Annotated in this window: 22 protein-coding genes and 4 pseudogenes; 11 read left to right on the top strand and 15 right to left on the bottom strand. The window is 67.3% G+C overall.

Annotated elements, in window-relative coordinates; translation table 11 throughout:
* Positions 1-18 precede the first annotated feature (18 nt).
* Positions 19-939 carry a hypothetical protein gene (locus ZF1_RS20475; RefSeq protein WP_482638081.1) on the top strand — a complete coding sequence of 307 codons (921 nt, stop codon included), beginning with the start codon at positions 19-21 and terminating at the stop codon, positions 937-939.
* Positions 936-1,778 carry a hypothetical protein gene (locus ZF1_RS20470; RefSeq protein WP_482638080.1) on the top strand — a complete coding sequence of 281 codons (843 nt, stop codon included), beginning with the start codon at positions 936-938 and terminating at the stop codon, positions 1,776-1,778. Before ZF1_RS20475 ends, ZF1_RS20470 begins: the two co-directional genes overlap by 4 nt.
* Positions 1,779-2,216: 438 nt before the next feature.
* Here the strand turns inward: ZF1_RS20470 and darG are convergent, their stop codons facing one another.
* From darG to ZF1_RS20455, 3 genes are all read right to left on the bottom strand, one after another.
* Positions 2,217-3,287 (bottom strand): type II toxin-antitoxin system antitoxin DNA ADP-ribosyl glycohydrolase DarG, encoded by a 1,071-nt coding sequence (gene darG, locus ZF1_RS20465; protein WP_482638079.1) that lies wholly within the window; start codon positions 3,285-3,287, stop codon positions 2,217-2,219.
* A 21-nt stretch (positions 3,288-3,308) separates the two neighbouring features.
* Positions 3,309-4,082, bottom strand: a complete 774-nt coding sequence (gene darT / locus ZF1_RS20460; protein WP_482638078.1) for a type II toxin-antitoxin system toxin DNA ADP-ribosyl transferase DarT — start codon at positions 4,080-4,082, stop codon at positions 3,309-3,311.
* A gap of 487 nt (positions 4,083-4,569) precedes the next feature.
* On the bottom strand, positions 4,570-4,743 hold the full coding sequence (locus tag ZF1_RS20455; protein ID WP_482638764.1) for a hypothetical protein: 174 nt from the start codon (positions 4,741-4,743) through the stop codon (positions 4,570-4,572).
* Here ZF1_RS20455 and ZF1_RS20450 point away from each other — a divergent pair.
* The 7 genes and pseudogenes from ZF1_RS20450 to ZF1_RS20420 all read left to right on the top strand — a co-directional run bounded on the left by ZF1_RS20450 (position 4,666) and on the right by ZF1_RS20420 (position 11,202).
* A complete protein-coding gene (locus ZF1_RS20450) occupies positions 4,666-4,833 on the top strand; it encodes a winged helix-turn-helix domain-containing protein (RefSeq protein WP_482638734.1) in 168 nt (55 codons plus the stop codon). The genes ZF1_RS20455 and ZF1_RS20450 overlap by 78 nt on opposite strands.
* Positions 4,834-4,960: 127 nt before the next feature.
* On the top strand, positions 4,961-6,106 hold the full coding sequence (locus tag ZF1_RS20445; RefSeq protein WP_357441326.1) for an ISAs1 family transposase: 1,146 nt from the start codon (positions 4,961-4,963) through the stop codon (positions 6,104-6,106).
* A gap of 13 nt (positions 6,107-6,119) precedes the next feature.
* Positions 6,120-6,914: a restriction endonuclease gene (locus ZF1_RS20440; RefSeq protein WP_482638733.1), complete on the top strand. Its 795-nt coding sequence runs from the start codon at positions 6,120-6,122 to the stop codon at positions 6,912-6,914.
* 219 nt (positions 6,915-7,133) lie between these two features.
* On the top strand, positions 7,134-7,886 hold the full coding sequence (locus ZF1_RS20435) for a class I SAM-dependent methyltransferase (protein ID WP_482638732.1): 753 nt from the start codon (positions 7,134-7,136) through the stop codon (positions 7,884-7,886).
* Positions 7,887-8,157: 271 nt separating this feature from the next.
* The gene (locus ZF1_RS20430; RefSeq protein ID WP_482638077.1) at positions 8,158-8,886 is read left to right on the top strand and encodes a hypothetical protein; all 729 of its coding nucleotides are present in this window, start codon (positions 8,158-8,160) and stop codon (positions 8,884-8,886) included.
* Positions 8,887-8,991: 105 nt separating this feature from the next.
* Positions 8,992-9,796: pseudogene (locus tag ZF1_RS20425) on the top strand (IS256 family transposase); the annotation flags it as partial.
* Between the two features lie 104 nt (positions 9,797-9,900).
* Positions 9,901-11,202: an IS256 family transposase gene (locus ZF1_RS20420; RefSeq protein WP_482638076.1), complete on the top strand. Its 1,302-nt coding sequence runs from the start codon at positions 9,901-9,903 to the stop codon at positions 11,200-11,202.
* A gap of 31 nt (positions 11,203-11,233) precedes the next feature.
* Here the strand turns inward: ZF1_RS20420 and ZF1_RS20415 are convergent.
* From ZF1_RS20415 to ZF1_RS20385, 7 genes and pseudogenes are all read right to left on the bottom strand, one after another.
* Positions 11,234-11,662, bottom strand: a pseudogene (locus tag ZF1_RS20415) (transposase); the annotation flags it as partial.
* A 159-nt stretch (positions 11,663-11,821) separates the two neighbouring features.
* Positions 11,822-12,673, bottom strand: a complete 852-nt coding sequence (locus ZF1_RS20410; RefSeq protein ID WP_304580185.1) for a vWA domain-containing protein — start codon at positions 12,671-12,673, stop codon at positions 11,822-11,824.
* Positions 12,674-12,823: 150 nt separating this feature from the next.
* The gene (locus ZF1_RS20405) at positions 12,824-13,858 is read right to left on the bottom strand and encodes an AAA family ATPase (protein WP_482638075.1); all 1,035 of its coding nucleotides are present in this window, start codon (positions 13,856-13,858) and stop codon (positions 12,824-12,826) included.
* Entirely contained in the window at positions 13,855-14,661 is an 807-nt protein-coding gene (locus tag ZF1_RS20400) for a mycofactocin-coupled SDR family oxidoreductase (protein ID WP_482638074.1), read from the bottom strand. Before ZF1_RS20400 ends, ZF1_RS20405 begins: the two co-directional genes overlap by 4 nt.
* A gap of 124 nt (positions 14,662-14,785) precedes the next feature.
* Positions 14,786-14,902: pseudogene (locus tag ZF1_RS20395) on the bottom strand (SDR family mycofactocin-dependent oxidoreductase); the annotation flags it as partial.
* 13 nt (positions 14,903-14,915) lie between these two features.
* On the bottom strand, positions 14,916-15,728 hold the full coding sequence (locus tag ZF1_RS20390) for a mycofactocin-coupled SDR family oxidoreductase (RefSeq protein ID WP_482638073.1): 813 nt from the start codon (positions 15,726-15,728) through the stop codon (positions 14,916-14,918).
* Positions 15,729-15,840: 112 nt separating this feature from the next.
* Entirely contained in the window at positions 15,841-16,788 is a 948-nt protein-coding gene (locus tag ZF1_RS20385; RefSeq protein WP_083658952.1) for a helix-turn-helix domain-containing protein, read from the bottom strand.
* A 287-nt stretch (positions 16,789-17,075) separates the two neighbouring features.
* On the opposite strand from ZF1_RS20385, the gene ZF1_RS20380 reads away from it, so the two are divergent.
* Positions 17,076-17,456, top strand: coding sequence for a transposase (locus ZF1_RS20380; RefSeq protein WP_482638072.1), 381 nt, complete (start codon positions 17,076-17,078; stop codon positions 17,454-17,456).
* Positions 17,407-17,634: pseudogene (locus ZF1_RS20375) on the top strand (transposase); the annotation flags it as partial. The gene ZF1_RS20380 and the pseudogene ZF1_RS20375, both read left to right, overlap by 50 nt.
* A gap of 65 nt (positions 17,635-17,699) precedes the next feature.
* On the opposite strand, the gene ZF1_RS20370 reads toward ZF1_RS20375, so the two are convergent.
* The 5 genes from ZF1_RS20370 to ZF1_RS20350 form a co-directional block, all read right to left on the bottom strand.
* Positions 17,700-17,891: a hypothetical protein gene (locus tag ZF1_RS20370; protein ID WP_139282944.1), complete on the bottom strand. Its 192-nt coding sequence runs from the start codon at positions 17,889-17,891 to the stop codon at positions 17,700-17,702.
* Between the two features lie 145 nt (positions 17,892-18,036).
* Positions 18,037-18,522, bottom strand: coding sequence for a ribonuclease E activity regulator RraA (gene rraA / locus ZF1_RS20365; protein WP_073577340.1), 486 nt, complete (start codon positions 18,520-18,522; stop codon positions 18,037-18,039).
* 61 nt (positions 18,523-18,583) lie between these two features.
* Complete coding sequence (locus tag ZF1_RS20360; protein ID WP_073577341.1) at positions 18,584-19,789, bottom strand: CaiB/BaiF CoA transferase family protein; 1,206 nt, start codon at positions 19,787-19,789, stop codon at positions 18,584-18,586.
* Positions 19,789-20,454 (bottom strand): GntR family transcriptional regulator, encoded by a 666-nt coding sequence (locus tag ZF1_RS20355; RefSeq protein WP_073577342.1) that lies wholly within the window; start codon positions 20,452-20,454, stop codon positions 19,789-19,791. The genes ZF1_RS20360 and ZF1_RS20355 overlap by 1 nt, the downstream gene beginning before the upstream one ends.
* A 128-nt stretch (positions 20,455-20,582) precedes the next feature.
* Complete coding sequence (locus tag ZF1_RS20350) at positions 20,583-21,020, bottom strand: GlcG/HbpS family heme-binding protein (RefSeq protein WP_357439560.1); 438 nt, start codon at positions 21,018-21,020, stop codon at positions 20,583-20,585.
* Positions 21,021-21,221 lie beyond the last annotated feature (201 nt).

The following is a 21,221-nucleotide window of genomic DNA, read 5'->3' as shown; positions in this document are numbered from 1 at the left end:
CCCGTACCCTTCCCTCTCATGAAGATGCCGGCTGAGCGCGGCAGGCCGCGGACGGATGCCGATGGCTTCCGACGTTATTTGCCAATTGCGATCTCCTTCGACACCAGAGCTTGGATCCTGGAGACCGAAATTGAAGACGACTGGGAAGAAGCAGTTAAGAACAACGGGCAACAGAATAAGCAAGGCATGCGCGAACACCTAATCCACCTGTATGGGGTCGACGAGTATGATCGAAAGATCCAAGATTTTGTGGACCTCGGCCGTGGGCCATGGACTGTAGTCGCGCCCCACGTAAGTATTCTTCAAGACATTCGCCGATCGTTCACGGCTGGCGCCTACTATTCGTCAGCTGTTGGGGCTGCGGGTCTAGGCGAAAGAATTCTCAATGACCTAGTTCTGCGCTTGCGGGCAAGGTTCCCCGATCACCAGGCAACTCGTTCAGTAGAGAAGAAGCGCAGCTTCGACGACTGGCGGGTCATGTCAGACGCGCTGTTGGGCTGGGGCGTACTGGACAAAACCACTGCCGACGCTTGTAAGAAGTTCGGAAGGCTGCGGCATTCGGTTGTTCATTATCGCCCGGACCTGGATACTGACATGCGTGACGCGGCCCTCCAGGCGAGCGGCCATCTGGATGAACTGATAACGCACGTGTTCGCTCCCATCGGGGGACCGCCGAGGTTCATCTCCGGCACTTCCGGACACGCTTTTATCTCACTCCAGGCCGAGCGTGATCCTGTGATTCAGGAGTATTTTATCCCAAATTCGGTGCTAGTCTCACCTGACTTCGACTTCGTCAGTGGCCTCGATTCTGTTGTTGATGAGCATCATTACGGGGAGATGCACGGCCTGGATACTCTAACCGACGAGGAATTCGCGCGTCATCGAGGTGCGGCAGAGTCACTGCCAGGAGCTAACGCCGAAAAGGAGGTGCCGCAGTGAGTTCCGACGGACAAGCTGATCCAAGTGCGCCCTATGATTGGATCGCGGTAGACATTGCCGCAGCGACGAACGACAGAATTCCGGCTTATGGCGGCATCGCGCTCGCCGACTCTGCCCTTCAAGATATCGTTGACTCGTTGAACTCGGGCACCGTCCTATTTCGGGCTCACCATGATGCTCTACGCCCCATGCAATGGCGAAACGTCCATGCCTGGTTAGTGGACTTGGGGGGCGGTAGACGTCAAGTTTGTATTAGTGCAGAAGTCCTTCGTACCGATTGGGAGGCTCGCGGTGATGCGAACGGGTTCTCGTTCACATCCACGGAAAAATTTATATTGCGGACCAATGCCGATGCTCTCTCGTTCTCCATAAATGTGGCTGCCGATGCGGCGTGGTTCGATGATGCGGCAATAGCTGGCGCTACTCGCGCGATCACGGAGGGAGTGCCACAAGCCCGCACCAGCGGAAGTCGGCTATTCCAGTTCTCAGTCGTTCCCGATCCTGTAATCCTGGTTGAAGTTGCTGGGCTTGTAGGCACGCTTGGGCCCAACATACTGGCCTCGGCAATCTGGGACGGCGTGAAGCTTCTTTACGCACGCATACGTGTGCCAGCCGGCCTTCAGAGTCGAGATGAGAGTCGAGAGACCACCGTTGAGCTGGCATTCAAGACAGATCGTGGCGAAATGAACGCTGTAATCCGGACTAATGATGCAGACGTTGCCCATGAAGCCGTTGACCAACTCGCCAGCATTATAGAAAACTTGACTGATCGCAAGAAATCATTCTATTGGGAAGTTGGCGAGGGCCCAGAGTCGGCGCGATGGCGTGAGGTCGACTGACCTGCAGTTGTTGCCCTCGCCGGGCGGGCAGGTCTCCGGGATGGCACTGGCAGGGCGGGGAGTGGACTCGCCCGGGCACATCTAGGGCACAGGGCGGCGGGGACAGCCCAACACCCGCTGACACGGCGTGGCAGCGGGTGGGCTGGTGATCGAGGGCACCGAGGCGAGGCCCGCCGGCAGTGATCATGCCTGGTTCGCGTTGGGAGCGTGGGGCCTCGCGATCTGGCCGGTACAGAACGGGTACAAGCTAGTTCGACCAGAGCTGACCGACTATGACCTTTGTCGGTTGGCCCCGGGCCTGCTAGATGAGCCTGTTGGACGCGTTCGTCCTGGTCATCGTTCTCCCAGCGGCGCTACCTGTTCAAGCGGCGCCTTGCCGCGCCGGGCTGCGGCCTCCGGCCGGTCCGTGCGCAGCAGTCTCGGTGTCTTTGCCCCTGCTCAGGTGATTGAAACTGCCCCCACTCGAAGCAGGTGGTCAACGGCGACCTCGGCCTGTCGTGGCTGGAATAGGCGGGCTTTCCGGGCCGACCAGGCTCTTAGCTTCCCGACCACATATTCAGCGCTGAACTTGGGTGCGTCGTCATGAACAAAAATGTAATGAACCGTGCTCAGAAGTTCCACCCCGTACGGTGACTCGAAGCCGCGAACGAGGTCTTCCATGCGGTCGAGGATCTCGCGAAATCCACGACTCTCAGCCATTACTTCGCGGGCCTCGGCAACAGCGTCTGCGTGAAGAGTCAATACGGCACGGCTACCGCTCGATCCATCTCCGTAACCAGAGAGGAAGTGTCCCTCGACCGCGCTGAGCCACTGGTCAACAGTCTGAGAGTACGGTCCGAAGTAGCTCGGAACGAACTCGAATCCGGACGGCCAGCCAGCCTCCTGCAGGAAGTACGCAACTTTCTGAGCTTCAACAATGGAGAACTCGCTATCGATTGCGTGCCCAGCAGCAAGGCTGAGTGCCGAATAGCGCTCGAAGGCTAGAAGCATTGCAGCACGATTCTCTGTAATTCGTGGCCGTTTGGTGCGTATCGGCATCGCTCCTGCCGACGGCGTTCCTTCCGGAGGGTAGATCTGGAAGTCTACTTCTGGTAGCTTCTCCGCAGTGGCAATGATGAGGGGATAGACGTCGCTCCAATTCAAGCCGCCGTTACCGCATCCGAGTGGCGGGACGGCAACGGAGCGAATCTGGTACTTGACCAGGGTGTCGATGAGGTCTTCCAGACCACTTTCAATGTCTGCAAGCTTTGATGCTGAGCGCCAATGCCTCTTCGTGGGGAAGTTGATGATGTGCAAGGGATTGCTCATCGAGGCAACGGGGACTATGAACATCTTCCCGAGCTGGACTTTCCCCCTCTTGCACGCGCGCTCGTATGCCTTGAAGTTATCCGGATACGCCCTCTTGAACTGAAGTGCAATCCCCTTGCCCATAACCCCGACCGTATTAACGGTATTAACGAGCGCTTCAGTGTCGGCTGCGAGCAAGTTGCCTCGGGCTTCAGTGATCACATCTTTCGCCTCCCTTCTTGACTAATAGTACCAGTCTGCGCAAACATGCACCGGAAAGTTTGGGCCGAGAAGCTCGCGCACGCGCTCGGCCATCTGCTCCGTCAAGGTGCCAGCGCCTTGAATGGCCCGCAAAGGGAACTCGCGGTGGATAAGAAGCTCTGCCATGCGTCTGCGCATCCGGTCGCCGTCCTCGGCAGTATCGTTCCAGTACTTGGACGACATAATCTCCCAGTCAACTGCGGACTCAAGAATCGTCCAGTCGTTGGTCATTGAGGTCAGAGAGTGAGCGCAATTTCCATCGCCAGCGACCCACGGAAGCCGAAGTTGGTCAATGACCGAGAAGTGTGACCACAAGTAAACAAGTGGCTCTTGTCCGTCGGAATATGTTGGAACGTTTCCTCGGTAGATACTGTACATCATCGGAGAGCGTGGCGCAAAGTAGAAGGGTACGTAGTCGGCAACTGCCCCGCCAGGATCTATAGGAACTTGCACGGTCCGCCGGCGTTCCTTGATCTGAACGTTCCCGCACTCATTGATCTCGATCGCATCGGCTCGGACGCTTGAGTCCGACTTCAGGACGCCACTCTGCACGATGGTCGGCAGGTTGGAGACGTGCGTAAAGTGCACGAACGGACGGTCTCGCACGGGCGGCACACCGAACACTAGCGTGGACCCAGTGTCACTGGAGCGGGCAGCCGATCCTCCATCGGATGGGTAGAGCCGCGGCGTACGTGTGCTTCGAGACGGACAGCCCTCGCCGGGCGGGCAGGTCTCCAGGATGGCGGTCCGTGCCATCCCGACGACCTCCCGGAGGGCGTACCGCACGGGCACCCGTGGGCGGAGCGTGGCATGTTCGGGTGCGGTTGCCTTGAGGGCCGCCCACGGGCGCCCGCACGGTTGGTCTGGCGACAGGTCGACGGGATGGCACTCAGAAGGCGCGGGGGAGCGGGCTCGCCCCCGGGTTACCCCGGGAAATCAACGGCAGAAGCCGACGACGGGCCGTCGCCCGTGGAAGATGCGACAACGGGTCCGTGCAGCGCACGAGGGGTAACGGCGAAGGTCGAGCGTCGCCGCAAGTAGTGGATCTTGTCTCCGCGGATTCAGGGTGCACGTGATGGTGGAGCTGCTTGACCAGCCGCCTGACAACGGCCCCTGCCTAAGGAAGCGTCCAGCGGACGTCTACGGACTCGACGATGCCGCCCACCTGGGCATCATCGCCTGTCGTGCCCGAGTCACTGTTGCTTCGGTACGAATGAGTCCCCTGCCGCCCGTCCTGCCTGTGTCACGCGCTCGCAGTCAGCTTGATCGGACAGATAGCCTGCTGCGCGTGGTTGACGCTCTGCAGCCTGTCAGCGAGATGCCGACGTGGGACGGCTTCTTGCTGCCCGTCCTTCAGGTCCTCAGTGACGGGGAGACGGTCCAGGCTCGCGAGGTTCAAGATCGCGTCGCTGACCATGTCAAGCTCACCGATGCCCAACGAGACGAGGCAGGGGGTCGGCAAAGTCGCGGTGACTGGGCGCTGAGCTGCGACGACACGCGGCCGTAGGTACGGGTGCGGGCACGGCCCTGACGGTGATCATGGCGGTTCTGACGCCAGCCTTGATCATCGGAAGAGAGCCGTGCCCGCGCCTGCATCATTGTCGATCGCTGCCGTCGCCGACCAGGTGGACGGGGTGGAGTTACCCGATCCGGGCGTGCTGGCCCCGAACCTGGCCGACGCCCTGGGCGAGGTGATCGACCCGCGCCACCGTCGCGGGGTCCGCCACGGGCTGGTCGTGGTGCTGACCGCCGCGGTGTGCGCGGTCGCGGCTGGGGCTCGCTCGTTCGTTGCGGTCGCCGAGTGGGTCACCGACCTGCCGGCCGATGTCGCCGCCGCGCTGAGCGTGGAGCATCGGTGTCCGTCGGAGTCGACGATCCGCCGGATCCTCGGTCAGATCGACGCCGACCGGTTCGACGCGGTGATCGGCGGGTTCGTGCAGCGCCTGTGCGCGTCGAGTGCATCCGTCGGCCGGCGCCGCGTGCTGGCCCTGGACGGCAAGACCGTGCGCGGTTCGCGTGGTGACCATGGCACTGCCCGGCATCTGTTGGCGGTGATCGACCAGCAGACCCGGGCCGTGCTCGGCCAGGTCGAGGTCAGGGACAAGACCAACGAGATCACCGCGTTCGCGCCGCTGCTCGACACTCTGACCGGCCTGGACCTGACCGGGGTGGTCATCACCGCCGATGCACTACACACCCAGCGCGAGCACGTCGCCGACCTGCGCGCCCGGGGCGCGCACTGGGTACTGACGGTGAAGGGCAACCAGCCCCGGCTGCGCCGCCAGCTCGCCGGGCTGCCCTGGCGCGGGAGCGAGCCCGACCATCGCAGCGTGCAGACTGCGCACGGGCGCCGGGAGATCCGCACGATCAAGGTCGTGACCATCGCGGCCGGGATCGAGTTCCCGCACGCCGCCCAGGCGCTGCAGATCACCCGCAAGACCCGCCCCGCGAACACCCGGTCGGGCCGGCGCCCCCGGTGGCGCACCGAGACCGTCTACGCGATCACCGACCTGGGCCCGCACCAGGCCCGCCCCGACGAACTCGCCGCCTGGATCCGCGGCCACTGGCAGATCGAGAACGGACTGCACTGGGTCCGCGACGTCACCTTCGCCGAAGACCTCTCCACGGTCCGCACCGGTGCCGGACCGCAGGTCATGGCCTCACTGCGGAACCTGGTGATCAGCCTGCACCGCCTGGCCGGAGCCACCAACATCGCCGCAGCGCTACGACATCACAGCCGCGACGCCCTTCGTCCACTTCAGCTAATCAAGATCATCTGACTTTGCCGACCCCCTGCGAGACGAGGTCCTCGATTCCGGGCAGCAGCGGTTCCGGAACCGCGTCGGTTGGGCAGTCTCCTCGCTGGCCCGAGCCGGAGCGCTCGACCGTCCGCGACGTGGGTCGTACACCGTGACCGATGTGGGGCGGCGCCTGCTCGCCAAGCACCCGCACCGGCTGGACGAGGTCGACCTGAGACAGATTCCGGCGTACCGCGACCACGTCCCGGCCCGGCGTGTGCAGGTCCCGTCGAACAACGCACCACCGGTCCAGGAGAACCAGCACAACTCTGAGCTTGATCCGATCGAGCAGATCGAGGCCGGCACCGCCCGGCTCCGAGCGGAGGTCAGCACGCAGCTGCTCGAACGGTTGCGCTCCGCCAGTCCTGACTTCCTCGAGCAATCGGTCCTCGACGTGTTGGTCGCGATGGGCTACGGAGGGGTCGAGCAGCGCGCCCGTCGCATCGGCGGTAGCGGGGATGGCGGGGTCGACGGCGTCATCGACCAAGACCCCCTCGGTCTGGCTCGCATCTATGTCCAGGCGAAGCGGTACGCACCGGACACGGTTGTCGGTCGACCCCAGGTACAGGGGTTCGTCGGCGCCCTTCATGGTCAACAAGCCAATCAAGGTGTCTTCATTACTACGAGCACCTTCTCCCGGGAGGCCGTCGAGTACGCCCGTTCTGTCAACGCGAGCGTGATCCTCATCAATGGGGAAAGGTTCGCGAACCTCATGATCGATCGCGGGGTCGGCGTACAGGAAGTGCAGACGTACACGATCGTCAAGCTTGACGAGGACTACTTCGAGTAGTCAGCGAAGCGGGTGACCTCAGGGAGCCTCTGATGCTGCGCCACGACGACCGGACTCAGCCGGAGCAACCCCGGAGCGGACTGCCAACGATCGCCCAGCTCAGCCGGTACGACACGGCACCGGCCACTACGGGGCGGCACCACGTCGCCGCTTTCACGTCGAGGTGGTCACCGCGCCTCTCCGGCTCCGGCTTAAGGCACGGCCACTGTCTTCGGCATGATGAGGCAGATGACCGATGTACCAGCGGGCGCCGAGGCTCAGAGGCGGCCACAAGTAAACGACTACGACGCTTTTGCTGCAGCCTACTCGGCGGAGAATGACGACAGCCTCGCCAACGCGTACTACGAGCGCCCCGCCATGGTGGCGATGGCTGGAGACGTAACGGGCCGCCGCGTCCTTGACGCTGGGTGCGGTTCGGGAACGCTGTCCGCTGCGCTGCGCGACCAAGGGGCCGCTGTCACGTGCATGGACGCGAGTGCTGGGATGCTCGACCTGGCGAAGAAGCGCCTCGGCGACGACGCTGAGCTGCGATTGGCCGACCTCAACGACCCTCTGCCGTTCGAAGACGGCGCGTTCGACGACGTGATCGCCTCGCTGGTGCTGCATTACATTGAGGACTGGGCTCCGGTACTGATCGAGATGCGGCGGGTTCTGGAGCCCGGCGGCAGGCTGTTCGCCTCCGTCGACCACCCGATCGTTGCGTACACCATTCACGAGCCCCGGCCGGACTACTTCGAAAACACCAGCTACGAGTTCGAGTGGGAATTCGGAGGGCAGCGGGTGCCCATGCGGTTTTGGCGCAAGTCACTGCAGTCGATGCTAGACGCTTTCATGACCGCTGGATTCCGTGTCACGCGCATCACTGAACCGCAGCCCCTTCCGGAGGCGCGCGACTTACACCCTAGGGCCTTCGCTCACTTCTCGACTGCACCCGGGTTCCTCTTCTTTGCACTTGAAGCAGGTCAGGAGTAGCCCTTTCACCTGCCGGGACCCGAGCTCAGCTCGTGCAATTGGCGTGCAACTACCGGCGGTCAACCACGGTCAGTCGCGGGGCTGTCCGTCCCCTATCCCTGCAGGTCAACGTCGCAGAGCGCCAGTCTTGCGAGGCCTTCCAAACTGGCTACGCGGGTTCGATTCCCGTCGCCCGCTCCACGCTCTGAACAGCGGAAACGCTGATCAGCTCTGATCTTGAGACAGACTTCGTGCATCAAACGTGGTGCGAGTCGGTCCTAGCGTTGACTGCATGGCAGGTCGACAGCTCGCGAGCACGGCTCGCGCCCGGGGCAGCATCACCACGCTTCCGAGCGGCACCATCCGCGTCCGGGTCTACGCCGGGATCGACCCGGTGTCCGGGCGCCGGCACTACCTCACCGAGCTGGTCCAGCCCGGGAAGAAGGCGCAGCGCGAGGCCGAGGCCGTTCGGGCCCGGCTGCTCGCCCAGGTCGAGGAGCGCCGCAACCCGCGGACCAACGCCACGGTCGACGAGCTGGTGCGGCGCCACCTCGACCAGTTCGCCGGGGCGCCGAACACCCTGCAGATGTACCGCGGGCACGTGAAGAACCACATCTCCCCGCTGCTCGGGCGGATCAACATCGGCCGCCTGGACCCCGAGATCCTGGATTCCTTCTACGCCGAGCTGCGCCGCTGTCGGATCCACTGCTCCGGACCCGGGCTCGTCGATCATCGGACCCGCCAGGACCACGAGTGCGACGACCGGTGCCGCCCGCACCGGTGCAAGCCGCTCTCGGCGACGACGATCCGGCACATCCACTTCATCCTCTCCGGCGCCTACAAGCGCGCCGTGCGCTGGCGCTGGGTCGCGGTGAACCCGCTCGCGCAGGCCGAGCCGCCGCCGGCCCCGAAGTCGAACCCGCGGCCGCCGAGCGCCGAGCAGGCCGCGCAGCTCCTCAACAAGGCGTGGGACGACCCGGACTGGGGCGCCTTGATCGGGACTGTAAGAACATCGGTGTAACTCCGATCAAGGAGTGTGGACCCGATGACAGACCTGGCAGACGAGCCGGTGGTTGACCTCGACGCGGTAACCGACGGCCCGGCCGAGGGTGCAGGCCCAGCCGGGCTGGACCCTGTCGATGAGCAGCTGATCGCCCAGCTCGCCGGCCGGGCACGGGCGAACGGGCTGGAGCTGACCGGGGAGAATGGTCTGCTCGCGCAGCTGACCAAGCGGGTCCTGGAATCCGCTCTGGAAGGTGAGATCACCGATCACCTCGGCTACGAGTCCCACGACCCGGCCGGCCGTGACGGCGGGAACTCTCGCAACGGTCACCGGTCGAAGACCGTGCTGACCGAGGCCGGGCCGGTCGAGCTCGATGTGCCCCGGGACCGGGACGGCTCGTTCACCCCGAAGATCGTCGCCAAGCGGCAGCGCCGCATGTCCGGGGTCGACGAGCTCGTGCTGTCGCTGTCGGCGAAGGGCCTGACCACCGGGGAGGTCCAGGCTCACCTGGCCGAGGTCTACGGCGCCCAGGTGTCCCGGCAGACGATCTCGACGATCATCGACAAGGTCATCGAGGCGATGGTCGAGTGGCAGAACCGGCCACTCGACCCGGTCTACCCGGTGATCTTCATCGACGCGATCCACGTCAAGATCCGCGACGGGAAGGGCGCGAACCGGCCCGTCTATGTCGCGCTCGCGGTGACCTGTGAGGGCCGCCGGGAGATCCTCGGGCTCTGGGCCGGGGACCCCCTGCAGCGGCGGCGAGGGCGCGAAGTACTGGCTGCACATACTCACCGAGATCCGTAACCGCGGCGTCGGTGACGTGCTCATGGTTGTCTGTGACGGCCTGGCGGGGCTGCCGGATGCGATCGGCGCGGTCTGGCCCGCCACTATCACCCAGACCTGCGTGGTGCACCTGCTGAGCAATGCTTGAGACCTGTGGATGACCGGGGAGGGGTCGTACCCTCCCGGTGATCTTGACGGTCCTCAAGCAAGGCCGGCGCGCCAACGCCGGTCGGAAGGGTACGACCCGTGCTCACAGTAGTTCCCGAACCCGACGGCGGCGACGAGTCCCGCCGTGAGCCCCGCCCGGCCGTGATCGACGAACTGGTCCGCGAGGGCGCCCGCCGGATGCTGGCCGAGGCGTTGCAGGCCGAGGTCGACGACTACATCGCCCGCCACGCCGGCGAGCGCGACGAGCACGGCCGCCGGCTGGTGGTACGCAACGGTTCCCACCAGCCCCGCGACGTGCTCACCTCGGCCGGAGCGGTCGAGGTGACCGCACCCCGGGTGAACGACCGGCGCACCGATCCCGACACCGGCGAGCGACGCCGGTTCTCCTCGGCGATCCTGCCGCCGTGGTGCCGGCGCACCCCGAAGATCACCGAGGTACTTCCGCTGCTCTACCTGCACGGCCTGTCTTCGGGGGACTTCGTGCCCGCGCTGGGGCAGTTCCTCGGCTCCACGGCCGGGCTGTCGGCGGCCACGGTCACCAAGCTGACCGAGACCTGGGAGGCCGAGCAACGCGCCTTCGCCGCCCGCGACCTGTCCGGAGTGGACTACGTCTACCTGTGGGCCGACGGGATCCACGTCAACATCCGCCTCGAAGAACACAAGCTGTGTCTGCTCGTGCTGATCGGGGTCCGCGCCGACGGTCGCAAGGAACTCGTCGCTCTCGCTGACGGCTACCGCGAGTCGACCGAGTCGTGGGCAGACCTGCTGCGCGACTGCGCACGGCGCGGCATGCGGGCCCCGGTACTCGCGATCGGCGACGGGGCGCTCGGGTTCTGGGGCGCGCTGCGCGAGGTCTTCCCGGCCACGCGGGAGCAGAGGTGCTGGTTTCACAAGATCGCAGGCGTGCTCGGCGCCATGCCGCGCTCCGCCCACCCTGGGGCGAAGAAGGCGCTGGCCGAGATCTGGAACGCCGAGGACCGCCGTTACGCCCTCGAGGCCGTGAAGTCCTTCGAGGCCGTGAAGTCTTTCGAGGCCACCTACGGGGCGAAGTTCGCCAAGGCGGTCTCCAAGATCACCGATGACCTCGACGAGCTGCTGGAGTTCTACGACTACCCGGCCGAGCACTGGCAGCACCTGCGCACCACCAACCCGATCGAGTCCACCTTCGCCACCGTCCGGCACCGCACGAAGATCACGAATGGGCCGGGATCCCGGGCGGCCGGGCTGGCGATGGCGTTCAAGCTGATCGAAGCTGCCCAGGACCGCTGGCGCGCGGTGAACGGCCCGCACCTGGTGGCACTCGTCCGCGCCGGCGCCACGTTCACCGGCGGCCAGCTCGTCGAACGACCCGACGACCACCACCAACCGGAAGCCGCCTAAAGATCTTCATCCACAGGTCTTGACGATTGCTCGAGATCGTCTGCCGGGACACCTGGGCGCCGTAGACCTCGGCCAGGTGAGCCTGGACCTCCCCGGTGGTCAGGCCCTTCGCCGACAGCGACAGCACGAGCTCGTCGACCCCGGACATGCGGCGCTGCCGCTTGGCGACGATCTTCGGGGTGAACGAGCCGTCCCGGTCCCGGGGCACATCGAGCTCGACCGGCCCGGCCTCGGTCAGCACGGTCTTCGACCGGTGACCGTTGCGAGAGTTCCCGCCGTCACGGCCGGCCGGGTCGTGGGACTCGTAGCCGAGGTGATCGGTGATCTCACCTTCCAGAGCGGATTCCAGGACCCGCTTGGTCAGCTGCGCGAGCAGACCATTCTCCCCGGTCAGCTCCAGCCCGTTCGCCCGTGCCCGGCCGGCGAGCTGGGCGATCAGCTGCTCATCGACAGGGTCCAGCCCGGCTGGGCCTGCACCCTCGGCCGGGCCGTCGGTTACCGCGTCGAGGTCAACCACCGGCTCGTCTGCCAGGTCTGTCATCGGGTCCACACTCCTTGATCGGAGTTACACCGATGTTCTTACAGTCCCCACGTTCGTCTCTCGCATGAATGATCCGCCTCAGTCGGTGAAGATCGTCGTGAGGGCCGCCGCGACGTCACGATGATCGCGCACCAGCCGGCACCGTCCGCGCCCGAGGCGGGCGAGGTCGCGACCGAGGTCAACGTCGTCCTCCCCCGAGGTGTCGAGCAGGACGTCGAGACGGGGCAGGCGGGCGGCGGTGAGGCGCGGGTCCGGGCCGGCGTTGTGCACGCAGTCCGACAGCAGCAACACCCGGGCGTCGCGCGGCGGCACCCCGGCGAGCTGACGGCTTGCGACCTGCAGCGCGAACGCCACGTTCGTCAGGCCCCGGGTGGGCACCCGCAGCAGCAGGTCGAGCACGGCCAGCGGCTCCAGCTGCTCGCCCGGGCGGACGAGCACGGCGGCGTCGGACCAGAACGCCACGACCGCGAGCGAGTCCCGACCCAGCTCCGCGGCCAGCGCGCCGACGGTGGCCGCCGCGGTACGCACCCGTTCGCCCTTCATCGACCCGGAGACGTCGACGACGAGCACCACCGAGCGGCGCGTGCGGACCCGTTCCCGGACCCACACGTCGTCCTCGGTGATCACGGCGGTGCCTGCCACGGACTCCAGGGTGCGCTCGAGGTCCAGCTCGTCGGAGCCCCCGGACCAACGCAGGCTGGTGAGCTCCCCGACGCCGCGCCGCGCCCGTCGGTCGCGGGGTGGGCGCGCCACCGCGAGGGTCCGGGCGATCTGCCGAGCCCGAGCCCGAGCGAGCAGGTCGGCCTGCGAGGACTCGGTGAGCTCCGCGAGTGCGATCAGGTCGGCGTCCTCGTCGGACTCCCCCGGAGCGGTGACACCCGCCCGCGCCGGGCGGGCCGCGGAGCGCCGCCGGTCACCGGACGACAGCACCAGCCCGCCACCACCGGCCGAGGGCCGGAAGAGTGAGGGCTCCTCGTCGAGCTGCTTGGGACGACGCCGCAGCGGCCGCAGCGCCCGGGTGCGGCGACCCGAACCCGGGCGGTCTCGGCGGGTCAGCGGTGAGTCGGCCTCGACCGCTCTTCAACCGGGTTCCGCCGCTGCGGGCAGCAGCAGGAAGTGGTCCTCCCAGATCTCGTGGAGCACCTGCTCGGGGGTGGCATCGGTGGTCTCGTCGAGCTGGATGCGTCCGGACAGCGCGAGGAGCATCGCGTCCTTGACGAGCGCGGTGTAGTCCGGCGGGAGATCCCGAGGAGGCGCCACCGAGGGCTGCTCGGGCAGGGCCACGTCGCGCATCGCCGCGAGCTGCGCCGCGATCAGGGCGACGTCGATGGCGCCACGCACGCTGCTGCCCTGGCGGACGTCGTCGCGCTCGCGGGTGGCCCGCGTCAACGCCACGGCGTCGGCCACGAGCCGGGCCGAGGAGATCGCGGCGCGGCGGGTGACGATGCCCCGCTCGGCCTCGGCGTCCTGGTAGTCGATCGCCATCCGGCAGATCCGGTCGTGCACCGAGGTGGAGAGCCGGGTGGTGCCGATGGTGTCGTAGGGGTTCATCGACGCCACCACCCGGAACGTGGGCGCCGCCTCCACCGTGCCCACCCGCGGCACCGCGATCCGGCGCTCGGCCATCGCGGTGAGCAGCGTGTTGAGCGTGTCCTCCGGCGCCCGGTTGAACTCCTCGACGTAGAGGAACCCGCCGCTGCGCATCGCCTCCACCAGGGGTCCCGGCACGAAGTTGTCCGCGGTGTAGTCCTCCCGCAGCACCCGTGCGGGGTTGTGGTGGCCCACCAGGCGGGTCGGGGTGAGGTCCGCGTTGCCCTCGACGAACAACAGCGGGATGCCCCACTCGAGAGTGATCGCCCGCAGCAGCGTCGACTTGGATGTACCGGGCGGGCCCTCCAGCAGGACGTCGCGACCGGCGGCGACGGCCGCGAGCAGGAGATCCAGCTCCCGCTCGCGGCCCACCAGATGCCGAGCGACTTTGGCCCGGACCCCACGCACGGACCCGCCGTCTGCGCCGGTGACCCGGCTGCCGGTGATGGCGGTGTCGGTGATCGACGCGTCGGCGATGGTGCTGTCGGGGACGGATCCGTTGATCGCCGACTCGTGCAGTGTCATCGGATCGTGCAGCCCGCGTCGACCTTCATCTCCAGTCCGGTGACGTAGCGGGCCTCGTCCGACGCCAGGTAGAGCACGGCGTTGCTGATGTCGACCGGGTCGACGACCTCGACCGGCATGGTGTTCATGAAGATCGGGCCCATCGTCGGACTCTGCTCGATGAACTGGTTCATCCCGCCCAGCCCCGCCACCAGCGGGGTGTCCACGCCGGCGGGGTGGATCGTGTTGACGCGGATGTTGTGCTCGGCGAGCTCGTTGGCCAGCGAGCGCATCACGCCCACGATCCCGTGCTTGGCGGCGACGTAGGGGGCGAGCCACGGCTGCCCCTTGATGCCCGACGTCGAGCTGGTGATGATGATCGAGCCGCCGCCCGCCGTCAGCAGGTGCGGGATGGTCGCCACACAGGTGTGCCAGACACCGGTCAGGTTGACGTCGAGGGTGTCCGCCCAGATCTGCGGGGTCACCTCGTCCCACTTCTGCACCGTGCAGATGCCGGCGTTGGCGGAGACGATGTCGAGCCGGCCGAGCTGGGCCACACCCTCGTCGACGGCGGCCTTGAGCGCCGCGGCGTCGCGAACGTCGGCCTTGACCGCCACGATCCGGCGGTCCAGCGCCTCGACGGCCTTGACCGTGTCGGCGAGGTCCGCCTCGGTGGCCATCGCGTAGCCGACCGTGTCGAAGTCCTGGCAGGTGTCGACGGCGATGATGTCGGCGCCCTCCTCGGCCAGCCGGACCGCGTGGCTGCGGCCCTGGCCCCGGGCGGCTCCGGTGATGAACGCGACTTTGCCCTGCACACGCCCCATGGCGCGGCTCCTCTCGTGGATGGTGGTCTTGCTCGTGCTTACTTCTGCGTCATGCCGAGGTTGTCGAACCCCTTGATCCCGGCCGTCGAGCTGGTGAGGATGATCGCCCCGCCCGCTTCGACCAGATGTCGAGCGCGATGATGTCCGCGCCCTCCTCGGCGAGGCGCAGCGCGTGCGAGCGGCCCTGCCCCCGCGCAGCGCCGGTGATGAACGCGACCTTGCCCGTCACACGTCCGGCCATGGTCTGCGGTCCCCTACTTCTGGTTGAAGCCGGCGTCGACCGGGATCTGCGCGCCGGTGACGTAGCGCGCCTCCTCCGAGGACAGCCAGACGACGGCGTTGGAGACGTCGACGGGCTCGATCATCTCCACCGGCAGCGGGTTCTTCAGGGCCTCGAGCATCTCGGAGTGCTCGGTGAACCACTTCTGCATGAAGTCGTTGGTGACCAGCGGGGTGTTGACGCCGGTCGGGTGCACCGTATTGACCCGGATCGAGTACTTCGCCAGCTCCAGGGCCAGCGACCGCATCAACCCGACCACACCGTGCTTGGCCGCGGCGTAGTGCGCGATCTGCACGAAGCCCTTCATGCCGGCGGTCGAGCTGGTGAGCACGATCGAGCCGCCGTTGCCAGCCGCGATCATCGCGGGGATCGCCGCCTTGCAGGTCTTCCAGACGCCGGACAGGTCGATGTCGATCGTCTCGTCCCAGACGTCCTCGGTCATGTCCCAGGCGTTCTCGACGTAGGAGACGACGCCGGCGTTGCCGCAGACGATGTCGAGGCGGCCGAACTCGGCGACGCCCTCATCCACCACGGCCTGCATCGCCGCCATGTCTCGGACGTCGGCCTGCCGGGCGATGATGCGGCGGTCCAGGTCCTCGACCAGCTTCACCGTCTGCGCGAGGTCCTCGGCCGTGCCCAGCGCGTAGGGCACCGTGCGCATGTCCTGGCAGGCGTCCAGCGCGATGACGTCCGCGCCCTCCTCCGCCAGGCGCACCGCGTGCGACCGGCCCTGCCCCCGCGCTGCGCCGGTGACCAGCGCGACCTTGCCTGCCAACCGTCCGGCCATGTCGGCTCCTCCTTGAGCTGTCCTGTGCAGCTGAAGGTACGAGCGGCCGACATGCGGATCTTGACCGTGCCCGCACGCGCTCTTGCACGAGGCCGCACAGCCGGCGGAGGAGTCAGCTGCGGGCGCGTCGTTCCCGCGGGGTGATCCCGTAGCGCACCTTGAAGGCGCGGGTGAAGTGCGACGCGTGGCTGAAACCGACGGCGAGAGCGATCTCGGAGATCGTGCGGCGCGCCCAGCGGGTGTCGACCAGCAACGCGTGCGCCCGGCCGAGCCGCTCCTCGAGCAGCCACCGCCCCGGGGACGTGCCGTCGGCCTCCAGGAGCGCGTAGAGATAGCGCTGCGAGATGTTGATGCCGTCGGCGATGACGGCGGGCGTGAGCTCCGGATCGGACAGGTGACCGCGGATGAAGCTCCGTGCCCGGGCCAGGTGCACCGCGCGGACGGACCGGCCCTCGACATCGCCGCCGACCCGGTCGTGCAGGGCTGCGGCCACCAGGTCGAGGACGGATCCGCTGACCGGTGCCACCGATTCGGTCTTCTCACCATAGAGCGGAAGGGACCGCAGGAGCCCGGAGGCGAGCGCACCGACGCCGCTGGTCCCGGTGACGGTGACGCCGGTGGCCCCGGCGAACCCCGGCAGCCACGCGCCCAGCTGGTCGCGGGGCACGCGCACCACGATCTGCCGGGACCGGTCACCGAGGCGGCCGCGGTACGGACGGGCGCTGTCGAGCAGCACGAAGTCACCGGGCCGGTCGAGCACCGCGCGCCGTTCGTCCTGCTCGAACACCCCCTCGCCCTGCACGAGCAGGGTGAGGAACAGGTCATCGGTGTCGGCGCGGCTGATCAGCCGGGCCGTGCGGGCGACCTCGTGCGCGTCGGCGGTGACCGTGTCCACGTGCAGCCGGTCGACGATGCTGCGCACGATCTCTCCCACGAACCGGTCGGACGACGGCCCGGCGGCGTTCGCGGTCAGCTCGACGATGTGTCGGCAGATGGCGTCGCGCCAGTACGCGAAGCCGTCGTGGCCGTCGACGTCGGAGGTCGAGAGTCGCACTGCCATCAACCACCTCGCACGGCCGGGATCGGGGTGCCTCCCATCGTGCCACCAACCGCCGCGATCCCGGCCGTCGAGCGAACGGTGGACCCCGCCGGCGCGGGCGCTCAGCTCGGGAGTTCCTCGAGGGTCTCGACGTCGCCGCCGTCGGGTTCGGGAACTACAGTGGAGCACGGGTCGTACCCTTCCGACCGGCGTTGGCGCGCCGGCCTTGCTTGAGGACCGTCAAGATCACCGGGAGGGTACGACCCCTCCCCGGTCATCCACAGGTCTCAAGCATTGCTCGACGGGGGATGCCAGGACGCCCGTTCGCTGATCACCGCAGAGTGGTGGAGGGGAGCATCTGCCGGTTCCGGTGCGGGCTGGCCTGGCGTGATGTCCCGGTCGAGTTCGGTCCGTGGCAGACCCTGTGGAAGCGTCACCGCCGCTACAGCGGTGACGGCACCTGGGATCACATTCTCGCTGCTCTGTTGGCCGATGCCGACTCCGCCGGCCTGGTCGGCTGGGCGGTCAGCGTCGACTCGTCGATCATTCGCGCCCATCAGCACGCCGCGACCCTGTCCCGGGACACAGGGGGCAGGATCGAACTACAAGAATCTGCGCATCGAGCCGCCCGATCACGCCGTGGGTCGTTCCCGCGGCGGCCTGACCACGAAGATCCACCAGCTCGTTGACGGACACGGCCGTCCGCTGGTCGTACTCGTCGGACCCGGCCAGGCCGGCGACGCCCCGATGTTCACGTACCTGATGTCGCACCTGCACATCGACCGTGTCGGCCCGGGCCGGCCGCGGACCCGCCCCGAGCGAGTCCGCGCCGACAAGGCCTACTCCTCGCGGGCGATCCGCCGTCACTTGCGCGAGCACCGACCAGCCGGGCGGGCGCGGGAGGGCGCGGACCGCGCTCGGATGAGTCTCGGTCAATACCCCCAGCCGCGCCCCAGCATGGCGGAGACCAGCACGCTGACCAGCTCTGCGCCCCGATGCGGATCGGCCGCCCAGATGTCGCGGCTAAGCGCAAGCGTCAGGGTCGCCGCCACCTCACCGGTGCGCTCGTCGTGGACTACGCCCGGCGAGGCCAGCAACGTCCCCATCGGGTCGTCCGCGTTCACCGGCCGCAGCTCCTCCTCGCGCTCGTCGCCGTCCCGCTGTGGGACGGCGGTAGAACGACAGCGCTGGCGCGCCACCAAGATGACAGCGCCGTCAGATCGGCTCCAACAGGGGCAAGGCTGGTGCTCGTACAGTCGGGCTCGCCCCTCACGGCGTCCCGGCGAGCCTGCCGGGACGGGTGACGATCACCCCGTCGTTGTCGCTCCACAAGTGTTGTCCCGGTACGAAAGTTGCACCTCCGAAGCTGACAGGAATGTCGATCTCTCCCGTGCCGTCGAACGCACCGCGGCGCGGATTCGATCCGAGCGCCTTGATCCCCAGGTCGATCGTTGCCAGTGTGCGGGTGTCGCGTACGGCGCCGGCGATGACCAGACCTGTCCATCCGTTCTGCACTGCGCGGTCGGCGAGCACGTCACCGAATAGCGCGCAGCGCAACGAGCAGCCGCCATCGACGGCGAGGACCGCTCCGTCGCCAGGCCGGGCCAGCAGTTCCCGGAGGAGCCCGACGTCGTTGTGACAGCGCAGGGTGCGGATCGGTCCGTCGAACTCCGTGCGTCGGCCGTACTGGCGGAACTGCAGATCACAGCTATCGAGGATGTCGCCTTGGGCATCCATCCGGTCGGCGGTGTCCATCTGGTGATAGGCCTTCCGGTACGTGGTGGTTCCGCGTCGCGGGCGGTGGGACGGGTCGGTCCTAGACGACGGAGTCGTCGCGCAGCCGCTCGATTTCGGCGGCGTCGTATCCGAGGCTCGCGAGCACGTCGTCGGTGTGTTCGCCGAGCTCGGGCCCGGTCCATCGGACTCCGCCAGGGGTCGCGGACAGGCGCGGGGCGACGTTTTGCATGGCGAACTCGTGGCCACGGCTGTTGTGGGCCCGCACGATCGCGTTCCGGGCGGCGAAGTGCTCGTCGGCGAACATGTCCTCGGACCGGTAGACGCGGCCGGCGGGAACGCCGCCCTCGTGCAGCATGTCGAGGAGGACGTCGGCGGTGTGCTCGGCCGACCAGTCGGCGATCAGGTCGTCGAGCTCAGATTGACGTTCGCCGCGCGCGTGGTGGCTGGCGTAGCGGTCGTCGGTGGCGAGTTCGGGCCGGCCCATGACGGCGGCCAGGCGCCGGAAAACGGTGTCCTGGTTGGCGGCGATGAGGATGCTGCTGGCGTCGGCGGTGGGGTAGACGTTGCTGGGCGCGATGTGGGGCAGGATCGCGCCGGTGCGTTCGCGCTGGTGCCCGATGGCGTCCCATTCGGTCACCGAGGCCTCCATCATCGCCAGCACCGCCTCGTAGATCGCCGAGTCCACGATCTGCCCGCGTCCGGTCGTGGTTCTCGCGTTGAGTGCGGCGACGGCGCCGAGTGCGGCGTAGGTGCCGGCCAGGGAGTCGCCGATGCTGATGCCGGCGCGCGCCGGCGGTCGGTCCGGTTCCCCGGTCAGGTAGCGAAGGCCGCCCATCGCCTCGCCGATCGAGCCGTAGCCGGCGCGGGGAGCGTAGGGACCGGTCTGACCGAATCCTGTGACTCGCACGATGATCAGGCCCGGGTTGGTCTCCCATAGACGTTCCGGGGAGAGGTTCCAGCGTTCGAGCGTTCCGGGTCGGAAGTTTTCGATCAGGATGTCGGCCTGGTCGAGCAGTTGTTGGGCGATCTGCTGCCCCGGCTGCACCCGCAGGTTCAGGGTGATCGATTTCTTGTTGCGGGCGATCACGGGCCAGGTGAGGGAGTCACCGTCGGCGTTGGACACGCCCCACAGCCGCATTGGGTCGCCGACCTCGGGCGACTCGACTTTGACGACGTCGGCTCCCATGTCCCCGAGAAGCTGCCCGCAGAAGGGTCCGGCGATCAGCTGGCCCATCTCGACGACGCGAGTGCCTGCCAGCGCGCCCGCGGGGGGCTCTGTGGGCATCAGGTATCTCCTTCGGGATCCGCCGCGACCGTGGAGTCCATGAGGACCGCACGGGCGGCGATGATGTGGGATCGCATGACGGAGGCGGCCCAGTCGGGCACGCCGGCGCGCAGGGCGGCTGTCAGCTCGCGGTGGTGGCCCATGCTGCGGTCGAGCGCTTCGGGGGTGTAGCGCGCGAAGGTCCGCACGACGAGCGGGACCTGCACGACGGAGGCGAGCATGGTGGCCAGCCGGGGGCTGTCGGCGCCGTCGATGATGATGCTGTGGAAGCGGGAGTTGAGCTCGCTGAGCGTGTGCAGGTCGTGTCGGCCGCCGCGCCGCGCGCAGGCCTCCATCTGCTCGCACAGCTCGGTGAGATGGTCGTTGTCCTGACCGCCGATGCGTTCGGCGGCCCGTCCCGCGGCGTGGCTTTCCAGCATGATCCGCAGCTGGTAGATCTCCTCGAGGTCGGCCACCGACCAACGGGCGACGCGGGCGCCGCGGTTGGGCAGGATTTCAACGAGGCCGTACGACGACAGAGTCCGGAGCGCCTCACGAACGGGGGTGCGGCTCACGCCGAGCTGTGCCGCGAGCTCGACCTCCTGCAGCCTGGCCCCTGGCTCGAGGGTGCCGTCCAAGATCAAGCGGCGTAGCTGCGTCGCGGCCTGCTCGGTGGCAGCTGCCATGGTCCCCTCGTTTCGGTGGTGGGCTGGTGGCCGTCGGCTCGCTCGGACGGCGCGATGGCGGGGCGATCGCCGTCCTGCGAAACCTCAGCACTGTGCCGGGGTGGCCCGGCAACCGGGCCACCCGTTGCTCAGCCCGCGGTCGCGGCGTCCACTGCCCGCAGCCCGGCCTGGGCGATGGCCATGTCCTGCGAGTAGTGCCCGCCGCTCACCCCGATCCCGCCGATGACAGCGCCGTCGACGGTGATCGGGTAGCCACCTCCGAAGGCCACGAGCCTGTCGATTCCGGTCGGGGCTCCAACGCGCAGGGGCTCGTCACCCTTGATGAAGTCGAACCAGCCGTCGGTCGGCATGCTGAAACCTGCGGCGGTGTAGGCCTTGTCATGGGCGACCTGCACCGAGAGGAGCGGGGCCCCGTCCATGCGCGCGAAGGCCTTCTGGACGCCGGACTCGTCGACGACGGACACGACGTAGGCGCCTCCGTCGGCTGCTGCCTGGGCCACGGCCTCGCGCACGATCGCCTGGGCCAGCTCCAGCGTGATGGACGGCCGGTTGTAGGTGCTGCTCATGGGTGGGGCTCCTTGTCTGTTCCGGACCGACTAGGGACGATGCATACAATCGAGTCACCGGTGATCTGTCAAGTACAGAGTGATGATCGCATGTATGTATGCGTCCTGTGGGGTGGTTCCGACAGGCGAAGCGCCCTTGACTGACACCGAAGAGCGCTCTTGGCCCACGTACATACTGGTCAGTGCGGTTTCAGTTGCTGG

It is taken from the genome of Pseudonocardia sp. ZF1, from assembly GCF_056835605.1.
Note: the sequence above shows the minus strand (reverse complement) of the source record. Positions and strands in the feature narration are given on the sequence as shown.

Bases quoted from the DNA above. Each gene is read 5' to 3' on its own strand.
- ZF1_RS20475 (WP_482638081.1), top strand. From the start codon at position 19: ATGAAGATGCCGGCTGAGCGCGGCAGGCCGCGGACGGATGCCGATGGC.
- darT (WP_482638078.1), bottom strand. From the start codon at position 4,082: ATGGCACGGACCGCCATCCTGGAGACCTGCCCGCCCGGCGAGGGCTGT.
- ZF1_RS20455 (WP_482638764.1), bottom strand. From the start codon at position 4,743: ATGGTCAGCGACGCGATCTTGAACCTCGCGAGCCTGGACCGTCTCCCC.
- ZF1_RS20435 (WP_482638732.1), top strand. From the start codon at position 7,134: ATGAGGCAGATGACCGATGTACCAGCGGGCGCCGAGGCTCAGAGGCGG.
- ZF1_RS20430 (WP_482638077.1), top strand. From the start codon at position 8,158: ATGGCAGGTCGACAGCTCGCGAGCACGGCTCGCGCCCGGGGCAGCATC.
- ZF1_RS20405 (WP_482638075.1), bottom strand. From the start codon at position 13,858: ATGACACTGCACGAGTCGGCGATCAACGGATCCGTCCCCGACAGCACC.
- ZF1_RS20400 (WP_482638074.1), bottom strand. From the start codon at position 14,661: ATGGGGCGTGTGCAGGGCAAAGTCGCGTTCATCACCGGAGCCGCCCGG.
- ZF1_RS20390 (WP_482638073.1), bottom strand. From the start codon at position 15,728: ATGGCCGGACGGTTGGCAGGCAAGGTCGCGCTGGTCACCGGCGCAGCG.
- ZF1_RS20385 (WP_083658952.1), bottom strand. From the start codon at position 16,788: ATGGCAGTGCGACTCTCGACCTCCGACGTCGACGGCCACGACGGCTTC.
- ZF1_RS20380 (WP_482638072.1), top strand. From the start codon at position 17,076: ATGCCAGGACGCCCGTTCGCTGATCACCGCAGAGTGGTGGAGGGGAGC.
- rraA (WP_073577340.1), bottom strand. From the start codon at position 18,522: ATGGACACCGCCGACCGGATGGATGCCCAAGGCGACATCCTCGATAGC.
- ZF1_RS20360 (WP_073577341.1), bottom strand. From the start codon at position 19,789: ATGCCCACAGAGCCCCCCGCGGGCGCGCTGGCAGGCACTCGCGTCGTC.
- ZF1_RS20355 (WP_073577342.1), bottom strand. From the start codon at position 20,454: ATGGCAGCTGCCACCGAGCAGGCCGCGACGCAGCTACGCCGCTTGATC.
- ZF1_RS20350 (WP_357439560.1), bottom strand. From the start codon at position 21,020: ATGAGCAGCACCTACAACCGGCCGTCCATCACGCTGGAGCTGGCCCAG.